The 14896-nt window shown below is 68.9% G+C and carries 11 protein-coding genes; 6 read left to right on the top strand and 5 right to left on the bottom strand.

Going from position 1 to position 14896, the window contains the following annotated elements; translation table 11 throughout:
- Nucleotides 1-6: 6 nt before the first annotated feature.
- The 5 genes from H976_RS0110365 to H976_RS0110345 are packed head-to-tail and all read right to left on the bottom strand — an operon-like array spanning nucleotide 7 to nucleotide 5776.
- Complete coding sequence (locus tag H976_RS0110365) at nucleotides 7-1035, bottom strand: ABC transporter ATP-binding protein (protein WP_051276648.1); 1029 nt, start codon at nucleotides 1033-1035, stop codon at nucleotides 7-9.
- Nucleotides 1032-2000 (bottom strand): ABC transporter ATP-binding protein, encoded by a 969-nt coding sequence (locus H976_RS0110360; protein ID WP_027861481.1) that lies wholly within the window; start codon nucleotides 1998-2000, stop codon nucleotides 1032-1034. The genes H976_RS0110365 and H976_RS0110360 overlap by 4 nt, the downstream gene beginning before the upstream one ends.
- Nucleotides 1997-2908: an ABC transporter permease gene (locus H976_RS0110355; RefSeq protein ID WP_027861480.1), complete on the bottom strand. Its 912-nt coding sequence runs from the start codon at nucleotides 2906-2908 to the stop codon at nucleotides 1997-1999. The genes H976_RS0110360 and H976_RS0110355 overlap by 4 nt, the downstream gene beginning before the upstream one ends.
- Complete coding sequence (locus tag H976_RS0110350; protein ID WP_027861479.1) at nucleotides 2905-3933, bottom strand: ABC transporter permease; 1029 nt, start codon at nucleotides 3931-3933, stop codon at nucleotides 2905-2907. Before H976_RS0110350 ends, H976_RS0110355 begins: the two co-directional genes overlap by 4 nt.
- Nucleotides 3934-3943: 10 nt before the next feature.
- A complete protein-coding gene (locus H976_RS0110345) occupies nucleotides 3944-5776 on the bottom strand; it encodes an ABC transporter substrate-binding protein (protein WP_027861478.1) in 1833 nt (610 codons plus the stop codon).
- Between the two features lie 21 nt (nucleotides 5777-5797).
- Here H976_RS0110345 and H976_RS0110340 point away from each other — a divergent pair, with 21 nt between their 5' ends.
- The 6 genes from H976_RS0110340 to H976_RS0110315 all read left to right on the top strand — a co-directional run bounded on the left by H976_RS0110340 (nucleotide 5798) and on the right by H976_RS0110315 (nucleotide 14884).
- Entirely contained in the window at nucleotides 5798-7927 is a 2130-nt protein-coding gene (locus H976_RS0110340) for a S9 family peptidase (RefSeq protein WP_027861477.1), read from the top strand.
- Between the two features lie 12 nt (nucleotides 7928-7939).
- Complete coding sequence (locus tag H976_RS25675) at nucleotides 7940-9157, top strand: aminomethyltransferase family protein (protein ID WP_051276645.1); 1218 nt, start codon at nucleotides 7940-7942, stop codon at nucleotides 9155-9157.
- Entirely contained in the window at nucleotides 9154-10770 is a 1617-nt protein-coding gene (locus tag H976_RS0110330; protein WP_027861476.1) for an NAD(P)/FAD-dependent oxidoreductase, read from the top strand. Before H976_RS25675 ends, H976_RS0110330 begins: the two co-directional genes overlap by 4 nt.
- Complete coding sequence (locus tag H976_RS25670) at nucleotides 10767-12038, top strand: MFS transporter (RefSeq protein WP_155918150.1); 1272 nt, start codon at nucleotides 10767-10769, stop codon at nucleotides 12036-12038. Before H976_RS0110330 ends, H976_RS25670 begins: the two co-directional genes overlap by 4 nt.
- A gap of 377 nt (nucleotides 12039-12415) precedes the next feature.
- Nucleotides 12416-13366 carry a hypothetical protein gene (locus H976_RS0110320; RefSeq protein WP_027861475.1) on the top strand — a complete coding sequence of 317 codons (951 nt, stop codon included), beginning with the start codon at nucleotides 12416-12418 and terminating at the stop codon, nucleotides 13364-13366.
- Nucleotides 13367-13951: 585 nt separating this feature from the next.
- On the top strand, nucleotides 13952-14884 hold the full coding sequence (locus H976_RS0110315) for a hypothetical protein (protein WP_155918148.1): 933 nt from the start codon (nucleotides 13952-13954) through the stop codon (nucleotides 14882-14884).
- Nucleotides 14885-14896: the final 12 nt, after the last annotated feature.

Below are 14896 nucleotides of genomic sequence, written 5' to 3'. Positions count from 1 at the left end.
GACGCACTAGGACACGATGTTCAGCACCGTGTCGAGGTGGCAGGCGACCCGGTGCACGCCGGTCGCCGGCAGCGGGGCCAGCGGCTCGGTCCGGCACTGCTCGTCGACACCGGCCGCGGCAGCGCTGCCGTCGGCCAGGGCCGGGCAGCGTGGGTGGAAGCGGCACCCACCCGGGATGCGGGTCGGGTCGGGGATCTCGCCGGTCAGCACGATCGGCTCGATGTGCTCGATCTCGGGTACGACGGACAGGAGTGCCTTCGTGTACGGGTGTCGCGGCGACCCCAGGACCTCTTCGGTGGTGCCGGACTCGACCACCCGGCCGAGGTACATCACGGCGATCCGGTCGGCGATGTTCCACGCCAGCCCGAGGTCGTGGGTGACCACCACGATGCCGAGACCGAGCTCTTCACGCAGGCCGAGCAGCAGGGCCAGGATCTCGCCGCGGATGGAGGCGTCGAGCGAGGAGACCGGCTCGTCGGCGATCAACATCTGCGGCCGCAGCGCCAGCGCCCCGGCGATCAGCACCCGTTGCTTCTGGCCACCGGACAGCTCGTGCGGGTAGCGCAGGAACAACCGGTCGGGTGGCCGCAGCCCGGCGTCGGACAGGGCGGCGGAGACGAGGTCGACCTCGGTGCGCCCCTGGGGATCCTCGGCCACCTTGCCGTGCAGCCGGATGCCCTCGGCCACCGACTCGTAGACGGTCTGCCGCGGGTTCAGCGACCCGGCCGCGTCCTGGAGCACCATCTGCACCTGGTTGCGGAACCGGCGCAGCCCCCGGATCGAGTAGTCGAGCGGGGCGCCGTCGAAGAACACCTCACCGCTGCTCGGTCGCTGCAGTCCCATCAACGAGCGGGCCAGGGTGGTCTTGCCGGAGCCGGACTCACCGACCAGGGCCACGATCTCGCCCCGGCGTACGGACAGGTCGGCGCCGTCGAGGGCGCGCGCCACCGAACCGGAACGGGTGGCGAAGTCGACCTGCACGCCACGGGCCTCGATGAGCGGCTGCTCCTCCGTGGCCGTGCCGGCGACGCTCACGGCTCCCCCACGCGGATGCAGGCCGCGGCGCGCTCGCCCTCGAGCTGGAGCAACGGGGGCTCTGCCTCGCGGCACCGGTCGACCACGCGTGGGCAGCGTGGCGCGAACGAGCAGCCGGTCGGCAGCTCTCGCGGGTCGGGCGGGTCGCCGGCCAGACCGGTCGGTGCGTAGCGGGCGGCCGGGTCGCCGATGCGCGGGAAGGCGCCGGAGAGTGCACGCGTGTAGGGATGCTGCGGGTCGCTGAAGACCTGCTGGGCACTGCCCGACTCCACGATCCGTCCGGCGTACATCACCAGCACGCGGTCGCACACGTCCGCCAGCACCGAGAGGTCGTGGCTGATGATCATCATCCCGACCCCCAGGTCCTTCACGAGTCCGGAGAGCAGGTCGAGGATCTGGGCCTGCACCATGACGTCGAGGGCGGTGGTCGGCTCGTCGGCGATGATCAACGACGGCCGGCAGGCCAGGGCCATCGCGATCATCACCCGCTGGCGCTGGCCACCGGAGAGCTGGTGGGGGTAGGCCCGCATCCGCGCCGGCGGCAGGCCAACCTGTTCCAGCAGCGCGCCGACCCGCTCCTCGATCGCGTCGTCGCTCACGCCCGACTCGTGCACGCGGATCGCCTCGTCGATCTGCCGCTCGACGCGATGCACCGGGTTGAGGGAGTGCAGGGCTCCCTGGAAGACGATCGAGGCCCCGGCCCAGCGCAGCGCGCGCAGGTCGCCCCACCCCATCGTGAGCACGTCGGCACCGAGCACCTCGACCGTGCCGGAGACGGTCGCGCTCTTCGGCTGCAACCTGAGCACGGTGCTGGCGAGGGTGGACTTGCCGCACCCCGACTCCCCCGCAACGCCGACGACCTCGCCGGCATGCACCACCACGTCGACCCCGCGTACGGCGGGCAACGGGCCGTCGAGGGTGCCGTAGGACACCGACACGTCGCGCAGCGCGAGCAGCTCGGTCATCGCGAGCCACGCAGCCGGGGGTTGAAGACCTCTTCGAGCGCCTGACCGACCAGGGTGAAGGCCAGCACCACGATCACCACGCAGACGCCGGGCGGCACGATGTACCACCAGGCGCCGGTCGTCATGGCACCCACGGCGAAGGCGGACTCGAGCATCGAGCCCCAGGAGATGCGAGTCGGGTCGCCGAGGCCGAGGAAGCTGAGCGTGGTCTCGAGCAGGATCGCGCCGGCGACGGTCAGCGTCGTGTTCGCGAAGATCATCGGGGTCACGTTGGGCAGCACGTGCCGGCTCATCTGTCGCCAACGCCCAGCGCCCAGCACGCGGGCGCGCTCGAGGTAGGGGCGCTCCTTGATCGACAGCACCTGGGCGCGGATCAGCAGCGCCGTCGCCGGCCAGCTGGTCAGCCCGATCACGAAGGAGATGGTGAACAGGGACCGCCCCATCACGGTGGCGAGGATCAGGGCGAGAGGGAGGTACGGGATCACCAGGAACCACTCGGTGATCCGGAACAGGATCGCCGCCGGCCACCCCTCGAAGAACCCGGACATCAGCCCGACCAGGGTGCCGATCACCATCGAGATGACGGTCGCGCACAGTCCGACGAACAGCGAGATGCGCGAGCCCCAGATGAGCAGGGTGAGGATCGAGCGCCCGTTCTCGTCGGTGCCCAGCCAGTACTCCTTCGAAGGGGGCTCGAGGATGCCGCCGGTCGCCTTGGTGACCTGGAGCCCTTCGGGGTCGGCCAGCAGCGGCGCGAACACGGCGACCAGGATGAAGAGCACCAGCACGACGAGGCCGATGACTCCCCAGCGACTGGCCCGGAACAGCTTCCAGTTGGCCTTCAGCGCCGCCATCCGTCGCGCACGGAGGAGCTGGGCCGAGGTCCGGGCCGGGTTCGCGGTGCTCACGAGCGCACCCGTGGGTCGAGGACGCCGTAGAGCAGGTTGGCGATCAGGTTGGCCAGGATCACTCCGGCCGCCGCCACCAGGAAGGTCCCCTGGAGCACCCAGTAGTCCGGGATGCTGAGTGCCTCCTGCGCGAGCAGTCCCAGCCCCGGTATGGAGAACACCGTCTCGATGGTGATGGCCCCCGAGACGACGTACCCGAGGCTGATCGCGGAGAGGGTGGTGGTGGGGAGCAGGGCATTGCGAGCGGCGTGCCGGCGGCGCACGTCGACGTCACGCAAGCCCTTGGCGCGCGCCGTGGTCAGGTAGTCCTCCCCCAGCTCGTCGAGCAGCGAGGAGCGCATCACCAGGGAGTACTCCGCGAGGAACGCCAGCGTCAGCGTGAGCACCGGCAGGGTCAGGTGCCAGGCAGTGTCGATCCAGCCCTGGAGGCTGTTGGGATCGACGTCGAGGGAGTGCAACCCACCGGTCGGGAAGAGCCCCGGGAACGGCCCGATGCCGACCGCGAAGACGGCGATCAGGATCAGGCCCAGCCACCACTCCGGCATGGAGTAGAGCGTCAGCGTCGAGCCGGTCGAGAACCGGTCGAACGGACCACCCCGGTTCCAGGCGCCGATCATCCCGATGTAGACCCCGATGACCATCGCCAGGATCGTCGAGCTGCCCACGAGCAGCAGGGTGGTGCCCAGGCGTTCGGAGATCAGCTCGCTGACCGGCACCCGGTAGCGGAGCGACACCCCCAGGTGTCCGGTCAGGGTGTTGCCGACGTAGGTGACGAACTGGTGCGGCAGGGACTGGTCGAGGCCGTAGGTGTGCCGGAAGGCCTCGAGCTGCGCCTCGGTGCGGAACCGTCCGCGCCCGAGGGTGCGGGCCGGGTCTCCCGGCAGCACGCGGAACAGGAAGAAGTTGAGCACCAGGACGAAGCACAGGCTGCCGAACGCGCCCAGCACCTTGGACCCGACGTAGCTCAGGTAGGTGCGACGGCGGGCGACCGGCGGTGCCGGCGCGTTCGTGACGACGGCGGTCATCGGTGCGGCGTCACTCCCGCTCGGCCGCAGTGCTCCGACGACGCAGCAGCAGCACTCCGCCACCCACGAGGGCGATGACGACGACGCCGCCGGCGATCCACGCGGCCGCGTTGCTGCCGCCGCCGTCGTCGGAGGACTTCGTGCTCGATGACGAGCTCGCGCCGAGCGCCGAGGCCACCCCGTCGCAGTCGCCGGCCTGGGAGGTCGGGCGGAACTGGTTGTAGTTGTGTCCGCCGTACTGGATCAGCCAGACTCCGCCGGGGTCGGGCTGCGGCTGGAAGCAGGCGAACCGGTCGGTGCGCACGGCCTGCCCCTGGGTGGTCTCTGCCACCACGATGTACGGCGAGTCCTCGTAGAGCTTCTGCTGCATGGCCTTGACGATCTCGATCCGCTTCGCCTTGTCCATCTCGCCGTTCTGCTGCTTGTACATCGCGTCGTAGTCCTTGTCGCAGTACCACGAGTCCGACAGCCCGCCGCGCTGGTCACAGGTGAAGTCGGCCAGGATCCCGTCCGGGTCGGGCTCGACGTACCAGTCCCACTGGAACAGGTCGAACTCCCCGGAGAGGATCACGTCACCGAGCTTGCCGCTGTCCATGGCGGTCACCTTCGAGTCGATCCCGAGGTCGGCCAGCCACTCCTTGAGGAAGTTCATGATGTTGGTCGAGAACTCCGAGTCGCTGCGGGAGAAGAGGCGCAGCGGTGCGATCGGCTTGCCGTTGGGCAGGGTGCGCTTGCCGTCGCTGCCCTTCTTGTAGCCCGCCTCGTCGAGTAGCTGGCCGGCCTTGTCGAGGTCGAAGCTGAACTTCTCGTCGTCCGGCGGGTTCCAGTGCCAGGTCGTGTACGGCGACGGGACGACCGTCGAGCCGGGCGTGGCAGCCCCCTGGAACGCGCTCTTCACGATGCGGTCGAGGTCGACGGCGTACCCGAGCGCATGCCGGAACTTCGGGTCCAGCACCGCAGGGTTGGCGTCGCCGATCGGCTTGTTCGTCTTGGTGTCGACCGCTCCGGTGTTGAACCCGATCTCCTCGAACAACGGGGAGATGTTGTTGCCCGCGGTGATCCCGTCCTTGCCCTTGAGGGCTCGCACCTGCAGCGCGGTGATGTCGTCGACGAAGTCGGCCTCGCCCTTGATCAGCGCCTGCACGGCGGGGTCGGTGCTCTTGAAGACCCGGAAGTCGACGTGCTCGACGTGCGGTGCGCCGTCCCAGTAGTTCTTGTTGGCCACGAACTTGAACGTCGAGCCGCCGGTCTTGCCCTCCTCGAGGATGTACGGACCCGACCCGACGATCGGGTGGCCCGGCGTCGGCGCGTTGCCGAAGCTCTTCATCGCCTTCTCGCTGACGTTCTTCCAGATGTGCTCGGGCACGATCGGGATCGGCAGCAACGGGAGCACGGCATTGGCCCTGGACAGCTTGAGCACCACCGTGCCGGCGTCGGGCGCGGTGACGCTGGTGACGTTGTTGAGGTAGCTCGACCAGTTGTTCGCCTCGACGGTGCCGTGCAGCACCCGGTTGTAGGTGTAGGCGATGTCGGCCGCCGTGAGCTGTTGCCCGTCAGTCCACTTCACGTCGTCGCGGATGTGGAAGGTCCAGGTCTTCCCGTCAGGGGACGTCTCCCACTTCGTGGCCAGCTCCGGCTGCGGTGACATGTCCTTCATCGAGTAGCCGACCATGAAGTTGTAGGTCATCGCCCACATCTCGTAGGAGTTCGCCAGCACTCCGAGGAACGGGTTCAGGGAGTCGACCTCGTCGGTCAGCGCCACGGTGAAGGTGTCGTCGTCGGCGGCCGTCGCCGACGGGGCAGGAGTCAGCACGAAGAACCCGGCGATCAGACCCAGTGCCACGACGAGGCGGGTGAGAGTACGGTGCCCGCTGTGACGTCCCCTCCGCTGGCGAGACAGGTGCCGCACGTGCACCGGGAGCACGGAGTCGCGCGAGCCGACCCCTACAGCTGGATGCGCGACCACGAGTCGCCCGAGCTTCTGGAGTACCTCGCGGCGGAACGTCGCTGGTACGAATCTGCCACCGGACATCTGAGCCCCCTCGTAGACGGACTGCGATCCGAGATGAAGAACCGGGTGCCGGCTACTGACTTGTCAGTCAGTTGGCGACATCAGACTCGTTACTACTACACGCTCCTCCCGGCGGGAAGGGAGTACACGCAACTGTTGCGTGATTTCGACCTTCCGGGGCAGTCCACTCCAGGAGGCCCGGGTCAGGGCGAGCTGCTGCTCGATGCCAACCTGCTGGCCGACGACTCGGGCTACCTCGAGCTCGGGCTGACCATGGTCAGCCCCGACGAACGACTGCTCGCCTACTCGGTCGACCGGACCGGCGACGAGGTCTACGAGCTGCGGTTCCGCGATCTGGACTCGGGCGAGGACCTGGCCGACGTGGTGCCGCGGTCCTACTACAGCGGAGCGTGGAGCGCCGACTCGGCGTACTTCTTCTACACGGTGCACGACGAGGCCTACCGGCCCTTCCAGGTGTGGCGGCATGCCATCGGGTCGTCGTACGACATGGACGTGCTGGTGCTCGACGAGCCGGACGAGCGTTTCGAGCTCGAGGTGCGCGGCACCCGCAGTGGCGGACTCGTCGTGTTCTGGACGCAGAGCCGTGACACCCGGGAGGTGTGGGTCCTCGACGCCCACGACCCGACCGCGACGCCGCGCTCCGTCGGGGGGCGACGCCCGGGCATCGAGTACCACGCCGAGCACGTCGTCCTGCCCGACGGCACCGAGACCCTCCTGCTCGTCACCAACGACGGTGCCCAGGAGTTCCGCCTGGCGCGCTGCCCGGTCCCCCGCGATGCCGACCAGGACCACACGACGTGGCAGCCGGTGCGGCCGGAGGACCCGGGCGAGCGGCTGGAGCGGGTCGACGCCTTCGCCACCCACGTGGTGCTGAGCTTCCGCGCCGACGTCCGGCACCGGTTGCGGGTGCTGCCGGTGGACGCGCTGGACTCCGCCGGGTTCGTCGTCGACCCCCTCTTCGAGAGCGGGACCGTCGACCAGACCCACAACGAGGACTTCACGGCGAGCGGCGTGACCGTCGTCGACGAGTCCTACGTGCACCCGCCGGTGTGGTCGGAGGTCGACTTCGCGACCGGCACGCGCACGGAGCGACACCACCAGGAAGCACCCGGACACGACCCGGATCGGTACGTCAGCGAGACCAGGACGTTCCCCTCCCCCGACGGGACCCAGGTGCCGGCGACCGTCGTACGACACCGGGACACGCCGCTCGACGGCACCGCACCGGTCCTGATGTACGGCTACGGCGCCTACGAGTCCACCGACGACCCGGCCTGGGACCCGGCACTGCCGAGCCTGCTCGACGCCGGCGTCGTCTTCGTGCACGCCCACATCCGCGGCGGTGGTGAGGGCGGTCGGCGGTGGTGGATCGACGGTCACCTCGAGCACAAGCAGAACACCTTCACCGACCACATCGCCGTCGCGGACGGGCTGGCCGAGGCGGGACTGGTCGACGGCAGCCGCATCGGCACCCGCGGGCTCAGTGCCGGTGGGCTGCTGCAGGGAGCGGTGCTCAGCCAGCGGCCGGAGCGCTGGCGGGCCGTCGTCGCCGAGGTGCCGTTCGTGGACGCCGTCACCACCATGCTCGACCCGTCCATCCCCCTCACGGTCAACGAGTGGGACGAGTGGGGCGACCCGCGGCGCAGGGCCGACTTCGACTGGATGCTGGCCTGGTCGCCGTACGACCACCTGCCGCCGGCGGGTTCCCGACCGGACCTGCTCGTCACCGGGGCCCTGCACGACGCCCGGGTGATGGTCCACGAGCCGGCGAAGTGGACGGCCGCCCTCCGGGATTCCGACCCGGAGTGGTCACCCCGCTGCCTGTTCCGGGCCGAGACCGGCGCCGGCGCCCATGCCGGCCCCTCCGGTCGGTACGCCCGGCTCGACTACGAGGCCGAGGTCTACGCCTGGCTGCTCGACTCCCTCGGCGTCGCTACTGACGCGCGAGTCAGTAACAGATAACGTCTGACCACCATGATCAGGACGACGCCGTTCCACCCGCGGCTGGGTGAGCTCAACACCCAGGGTCTCTACACGCAGTGGCAGGGCTACCTGTCGGCGCTGCGCTACACCGACGCCCCCAAGCACGAGTACTTCGCGGTCCGCAACGCCGTCGGCGTCTTCGACACCTCGCCGCTGTACAAGTACCGGATCCAGGGTCCCGACGCCGAGCAGTTCCTCGCCGGGGTGCTGGTCCGCGACGTCCGACTGTGCCGGCCCGGCAACGCGCAGTACACGCTGTGGTGCGACGACCGCGGATTCGTGATGGAGGACGGCGTCGTGTTCCGGCACTCCGACACCGACTTCCTGCTGACCGCTGCCCGTCCCAACCTCGGCTGGTTCAGCGACCTGCGCGGACGTCTGCGCGTCGAGATCGAGGACGTCTCGGAGAGCTACGGGATCCTCGCCGTCCAGGGACCCCGGTCCCGGACCGTGCTCGCGATGCTGATGCCCGAGGCCGGTTCGCTACCGTTCTTCGGGCTCGCGGACACCAAGCTCGGCTCCTCCCCGGTGACCCTGTCCCGCACCGGCTACACCGGTGACCTCGGGTTCGAGGTCACCGTGGAGGCCGACCAGGCGGTCGGCGTGCTCGACGCGATCCTCGACGCGGGTCGTGGCCACGGCGTACGCCCCTTCGGGGAGGAGGCGCTGATGATGCTGCGCATCGAGGCCGGCCTCCCGCTCGTCGACGTCGAGTGGCACAACAGCCGGACCGCATTCACCGACCACGAACGAGTCACGCCGACCGAGCTCGGCATGGGCTGGATGCTCCGTGGTGTGGCCGACGGCGACCGCGCGTTCGTCGGCGGTGCCGCCATCCGGCGCGAGCTCGCCACGAAGTCCTCTCGATGGGCCTCGGTCGGGATCGTCGTGGACTGGAGGGCGTGGGACATGCTGCACCGCGACGCCGGACTGCTGCCACCCAAGGACGAGCACCCGCTGCCCTACGAGTCCGTGCTGCACGACCGGCCGACGACCGCGGGAGGGTCACAGGTCGGCTACGTCACCAGCTTCATGTACTCCCCGGTGCTGCAGAAGCACATCGGCTTGGCGCGCGTGCGCCCGGACGTCGCCTCCCCCGGCTCCGAGGTGCACATGGAGCTGGCCATCAACCACTCGAACACGACCGTGCTGGCCCGTACGGCGCGGCTTCCCCTGTTCAACCCACCGCGGAAGGCGGCGAAGCCATGAGCCCCGACACGTCGAGCCATGCCTACGACGCCATCGTGGTCGGCGGTGGCCACAACGGCCTGGTCAACGCGGGCTACCTCGCCAAGGCAGGTCTGCGCACCCTCGTGCTGGAGCAGCGCGACCTCGTGGGTGGCGCCGCCATCACCGAGGAGCTGCTGCCCGGCTTCTCCTTCACGACGTTCTCGTACGCCCTGAGCCTGCTGCGCCCGGACATCATCCAGGAGCTCGACCTCGTCGAGCACGGCTTCATGCCGCTGATGATGCCGTCGTCGTTCCACCCGACCGGAGACGGCGACTACCTGCTCCTCGGCGACGACCACGCCCAGAACCTCCAGGAGATCCGGCGTCACTCGCGGCACGACGCCGACGCCTACGACCGCTACCACCACGACCTCGACCGGGTGGTGCAGGCGATCCGGCCGCTGTTCGACCACGCGCCGCCGAACGTGTTCGGCCCGAAGTCAGAACGGGACCCCGAGGACCAGGCCGAAGTCGCCTGGCTGCTCGACCACCTCGGCGGCGTCGAGCAGAAGGTGATGCACGACGTGGTGCGGCTGCTCACCGGCAGTGCGTCGGACTGGCTCGAGGACTACTTCGAGCACGAGGCGGTCAAGGGCTTCCACGCCTCCTCGAGCATCATCGGCTCCAAGGTCGGCCCGATGTCTCCCGGCTCGGGGCTGGTGCTGCTCTTCCACAAGATGGGCGAGCACGACGGGCACCTCGGTTCGTGGGCGTTCCACAAGGGAGGCAATGGCGGCTTCACCCAGGTGCTGGCCCGGGCGGCCGAGGCGTTCGGCGCCGAGATCCGGCTCGGCTCACGGGTCGACTCCGTGATCACCTCGAATGGTCGGGCCGTCGGCGTCGCCCTCGAGGACGGCACCGAGTTCCGGGCCGACGTGGTCGTGTCGGCGCTCGATCCCCGTCGTACCTTCCTCGAACTCGTCGAGCCTCGGGAGCTCCCGGCCGACCTCGTCGAGAACATCGAGCGGATGAAGTTCCGGGGGGTCTCGGCCAAGGTCAACTTCGCCCTCGACGGGCTGCCGGTGTTCCCGGCGCTGCCCGACAGCGACGCGCAGTACGGCGGGTTCCTCAACATCGGCCCGACGATCGAGTACGTCGAGCGCGCCTTCGACGCCGCGAAGTACGGCTGGTACAGCGAGCGGCCCTTCATCGACGCGGCCATCCAGTCGGTGGTCGACCCCGACATGGCACCACCCGGGAAGCACGTGATGTCGTGCTTCGTCCAGTACGCGCCGTACGAGCTCAAGGGCGGGGACTGGGAGACCGAGCGGGAGAACTTCGGCGACAAGGCCCAGGCGGTGCTGGAGTCGCACTTCCCCGGCTTCGGCGACCTGGTCCTGCACCGCGAGGTGGTCACGCCCGTCGACATCGAGCGGGTCACCGGCCTCACCGAGGGCAACATCTTCGCCGGCGAGTTCCTCGCCCCGCAGATGTACTTCTTCCGTCCCGCCCCGGGCTGGAGCCAGTACCGGACCCCCATCGACGGCTACTACCAGTGCGGCTCGGGCACCCATCCCGGCGGTTGCGTGATCGGTTCTCCCGGCAAGCTGGCGAGCGATCGGGTGCTGCGCGACCTACGATCATCCTCGTGAGCACGACGCCGCACCAGCCTCGGGTGTACGCGTACCGATGGGTGGTCCTGGCTGCCTTCATGGCGGTCAACCTGACCATCCAGACGCTGTGGATCAGCTACGCCCCGGTCTCCAGCACGGCGCAGGAGTACTACGGCGTCTCCGCGGCGGCCATCGGCACCCTGGCCATCTCGTTCATGCTCGCCTACCTCCCGTTCTCCTTCGTGGCCTCGCAGCTCATCGTGCATCGCGGCTTCCGCTTCGCGGCCGGGCTGGGCGCACTGCTCGCCGGTGTCTCGGGCGTGGCCCGCGGCCTGGTCGGAGCGCACTACCTGCTGGCACTGCTGGCCACCATCGGGGCAGCCATCGCACAGCCGTTCCTGCTCAACGCCTGGACGACCATCTCCACGCAGTGGTTCCCCCAGTCCCAGCGAGCGACTGCCGTCAGCCTGATCACCCTGGCCAACCTGTTCGGCGTCGCCATCGGCATGGCCGTCACCCCGACGCTGGTGGAGTCGATGTCGATCTCCTCGGTGCAGCTGGTGTACGGCGTGGCCGCCCTCGTGGCCGGCATCGGCTTCGTCCTGGTCGCCCGTGACCGCCCACCGACCCCGCCCGACGACAACCCCGTGGCCGCACCCACGCCGGTGCTCGTCGGCGTACGCCAGGCCCTCGCCGTGCGGCCCTTCGTGGTGTTCCTGGTGATCGCGTTCGTCGCGATGGGTGTCTTCAACGGCATCTCCACCTGGGTGGAGGAGATCGTCAAGCCACGCGGGTTCTCCTCCGTCGACGCCGGCAACATGGGCGCACTTCTCCTGCTCGGCGGCATCATCGGTGCCCTGGTGATGTCGGCGATCTCCGACTGGCGCAGGCGACGGGTGCCGTTCATCGCGATCTCCTTCACGTTCTCCGCACCCGCCCTGGTGTGGCTGACCTTCGCCGACTCGCGGGCGGCCCTGGCTGCAGCCGCCTTCCTGCTGGGCTTCTTCATGACCAGCGCCCTGCCGGTGGGCATGCAGTACTCCGCCGAGATCACCGCACCGGTGCCCGAGGGCACCTCCAACGGCATGATCCAGCTCGCCGGCCAGACCTCGGTGGTGGTCGTGTACCTGATGGCCGTGACGCGGACGTCGTCCGGCTCCTTCGTGCCGTCCCTGTGCGCGCTCGCGGTGCTGTTGCTGGTGTGCGGCGTCGTGGTGTCCCGGTTGCCGGAGCCTGCGCGCCACTTCGAGCGCACCTCGGGCCCCGGGCCGGCTGGGGACACAGCTGTGCACGCAGCCACGAGTTAGACCACCTGCGAGTTGCCCGGATTCGTCCGGGTAACGGCGGCCGCGGGGCTTCTGGCGGAGTCCGTCGGCAATTTTGGAATCCCGTGCATTTCGGACTATTGGGCACTATTTTGATCCGGTAAACCCCCGCAAATCAGGAGGTATCCGGTACTCGTCATCCGACCGCCCACGCGCGCCAGCAGCACGCTGTCCGACGGCGGTGAGGCCCCGACGATCCTGGGTGCGAGAAGTCCACAGGCACCCTGAGTGTTGCCAGGCCATAGCCCGTTCGGGCTATCTTCCTGTGGCCCACGCAGGTCATGGGGGGGACGTCTGAACAGTCGTCAGACCGTTTCTCGGAGTGCGGGCGGTCCCGTCCTCTCCCCCGAAGCGAGCCCATGCGTACTCCACACAAACCCCTGTCCCTGACCCTGTTCATCTCCTTGTGCCTGGCACTCCTGGTGGCCCTCTCCGGGCCTGTCCCGACGGTCAGTGCCGCGGCTGCGCGGCTGACCAACGGTTGCGCCGTCGGCCCTCGAGGCATCCCCAGCTGTGGCGCCTACTTCGGCGCGGCGTACGGCGGCAACACGGCCGTCGGCGGCTGGGAGCGCTCGATGGGCCGGAAGATCGGCGTCCACCGCACCTTCTGGGCCGCCTCCCAGGTCGCCTCCGCCGTGCGGGTGGCCAAGATCGACGCGGCCAACAACCGGGTGCCCTGGATCAGCTTCAAGCCGCCCTACTCGTGGAAGGACATGGCGGCCGGCAAGGGCAACGCCTGGGCCCGCAACCTCGCCCTCAGGCTGAGGGCCGTGCGCGGTCCGGTCTGGGTGGCGATCCACCACGAGCCGGAGGGCGACGGCAACATCCAGCAGTGGAAGGCCATGCAGGCCAGGCTGGCGCCGATCATGCGCGCCGCCGCGCCCAACCTGGCCTACAGCATCATCTTGATGGGCTACCACGAGTTCCACGGCGCCGCGAAGTACCGGATGAGCGCGATCTGGCCGAACACCAAGATCGACATCGCCGGCTTCGACATCTACGAGACCTACGGCGCGCAGGGCAGCAAGACCTGGAAGATGTTCAACGCCAACTACTTCATCCCGATCCAGCGCTGGGCCAGGGCCAAGCACGTGCGATGGGGCCTGGCCGAGACCGGCTACAGCGACGCTGCGGCCAAGAAGAACCCGGTCTGGATCCCCCGGGTCTACCGCGCCATGCGGGCCCACGGGGGCATCGCGATGTCCTACTTCAACACCAACCTGAACAGCACGGCGAACTGGAAGCTGAGCCTGGCCAGCAAGCAGAGTGCCTTCACCCGCGTGAACCGCGTGGCACCACGGCTGCGGTAGCCCCACCGGCACCACCTGTCGCATCCTCGTGCTTGCGCAAAGTAGACCAGCGAGGCACTCGCACCATTCGTCCCCACGCCCGACCGGGGCCGGGTTCCTCCCGGGACCTCCCGGTCGGCGTGTCGGAACGGCCCGGCCGGGCGGTCCGGGAGGCAGCCCCGCAGGACCGACCGCCGCCGATTCGGGCATAGCGCGTATAGGTGCGCGCCGCCGCAGGTTCTGGGACGAAGCGACCGGGACATACCGCCCCACATCGCCATCTCCCGAAGGACCCCGGGGGTGCCCACCGGGCCGTCGACCCGGTGCGATGGAGGCCGCCACACCGGTGGTTGCGGCGTCAACAGCTGCGTCTCCCCCGGCGACGCCCCGGATCATCGGGGACGAGGCCGCGTTGCTTGCACCTGCAAGCGCTGGGAGAAGTCCACAGGCACGACCCTGTTTGCATTGCCATAGCACGTTCGGGCTAGGTTCATCAGGCCCACGCAGGTCATCAGACGCTCATTGTCGTCGGACCGAATCTCGGAGTGCGGGCCGTCCTGTACCCGTCCCCGAAGCGAGACCATGCGTACATCCCACAGCAGACCCTTGTCCCTTGCCCTGATCATGTCGCTCGGCATGGCCCTGTTCCTGGCCGTGACCGGCCCACCGGCCACATCCAACGCCGCCGCAGCCACCATGACCAACGGTTGCGCGGTCAGCGCCCGTGGCCTCCCGAGCTGTGGTGCCTACGTCGGCGGGGCGTACGGCGGCAACGCCGACGTGAGTCCCTGGGAGAAGTCGATCGGCAAGGCCATCGGCGTGCACCGCACCTACTGGAGCTCCGGTTCGGTCGCGTCTGCCGTCAAGAGCGCCACCGCGGACGCCGCCAAGCACCGAGTGCCTTGGATGAGCTTCAAGGCGCCGTACTCGTGGGCCGACATGGCCGCCGGCAAGGGCGATGCCTGGGCCAAGGACCTGGCCACCAGGATGAAGGCGACCGGCGGGCCGGTCTGGGTCGCGGTCGACCACGAGCCGGAGAACGACGGCGGTGACATCCAGAAGTGGAAGGCCATGCAGGCCCGCATCGCGCCGATCATGCGTGCGGCCGCGCCCAACCTCGGCTTCAGCATCATCCTGATGGGCTACCACGAGTTCCAGGGCGACAAGAAGTACGCCATGAGTGCGATCTGGCCGAAGACCACGGTCGACGTGGCCGGGTTCGACATCTACGAGAAGTACGGCCACCTGGGCCGGACCGAGTGGAAGGACTTCGTCAACAACTACTACGTGCCGATCCAGGCCTGGTCGAAGACCACGGGCGTCAAGTGGGGCCTCGCCGAGACCGGCTACAGCGACGCTGCTGCTGCGAAGAACCCCTCGTGGATGAAGAACACCTACAACAACATGGTGTCCTACGGCGGCATCGCGTTCTCCTACTTCAACACCAAGCTGAACAGCACCACGAACTGGACGCTGAACTCGACGACCAAGCTGAGCGCGTTCACGGCCATCAACAAGTCAGCCCCGATGCTGCGCTAGCACTCGCGGTCG

Origin of the sequence: Marmoricola sp. URHB0036 (genome assembly GCF_000426045.1) — a bacterium.
Classification (GTDB): domain Bacteria; phylum Actinomycetota; class Actinomycetes; order Propionibacteriales; family Nocardioidaceae; genus Marmoricola.
Note: the sequence above shows the minus strand (reverse complement) of the source record. Positions and strands in the feature narration are given on the sequence as shown.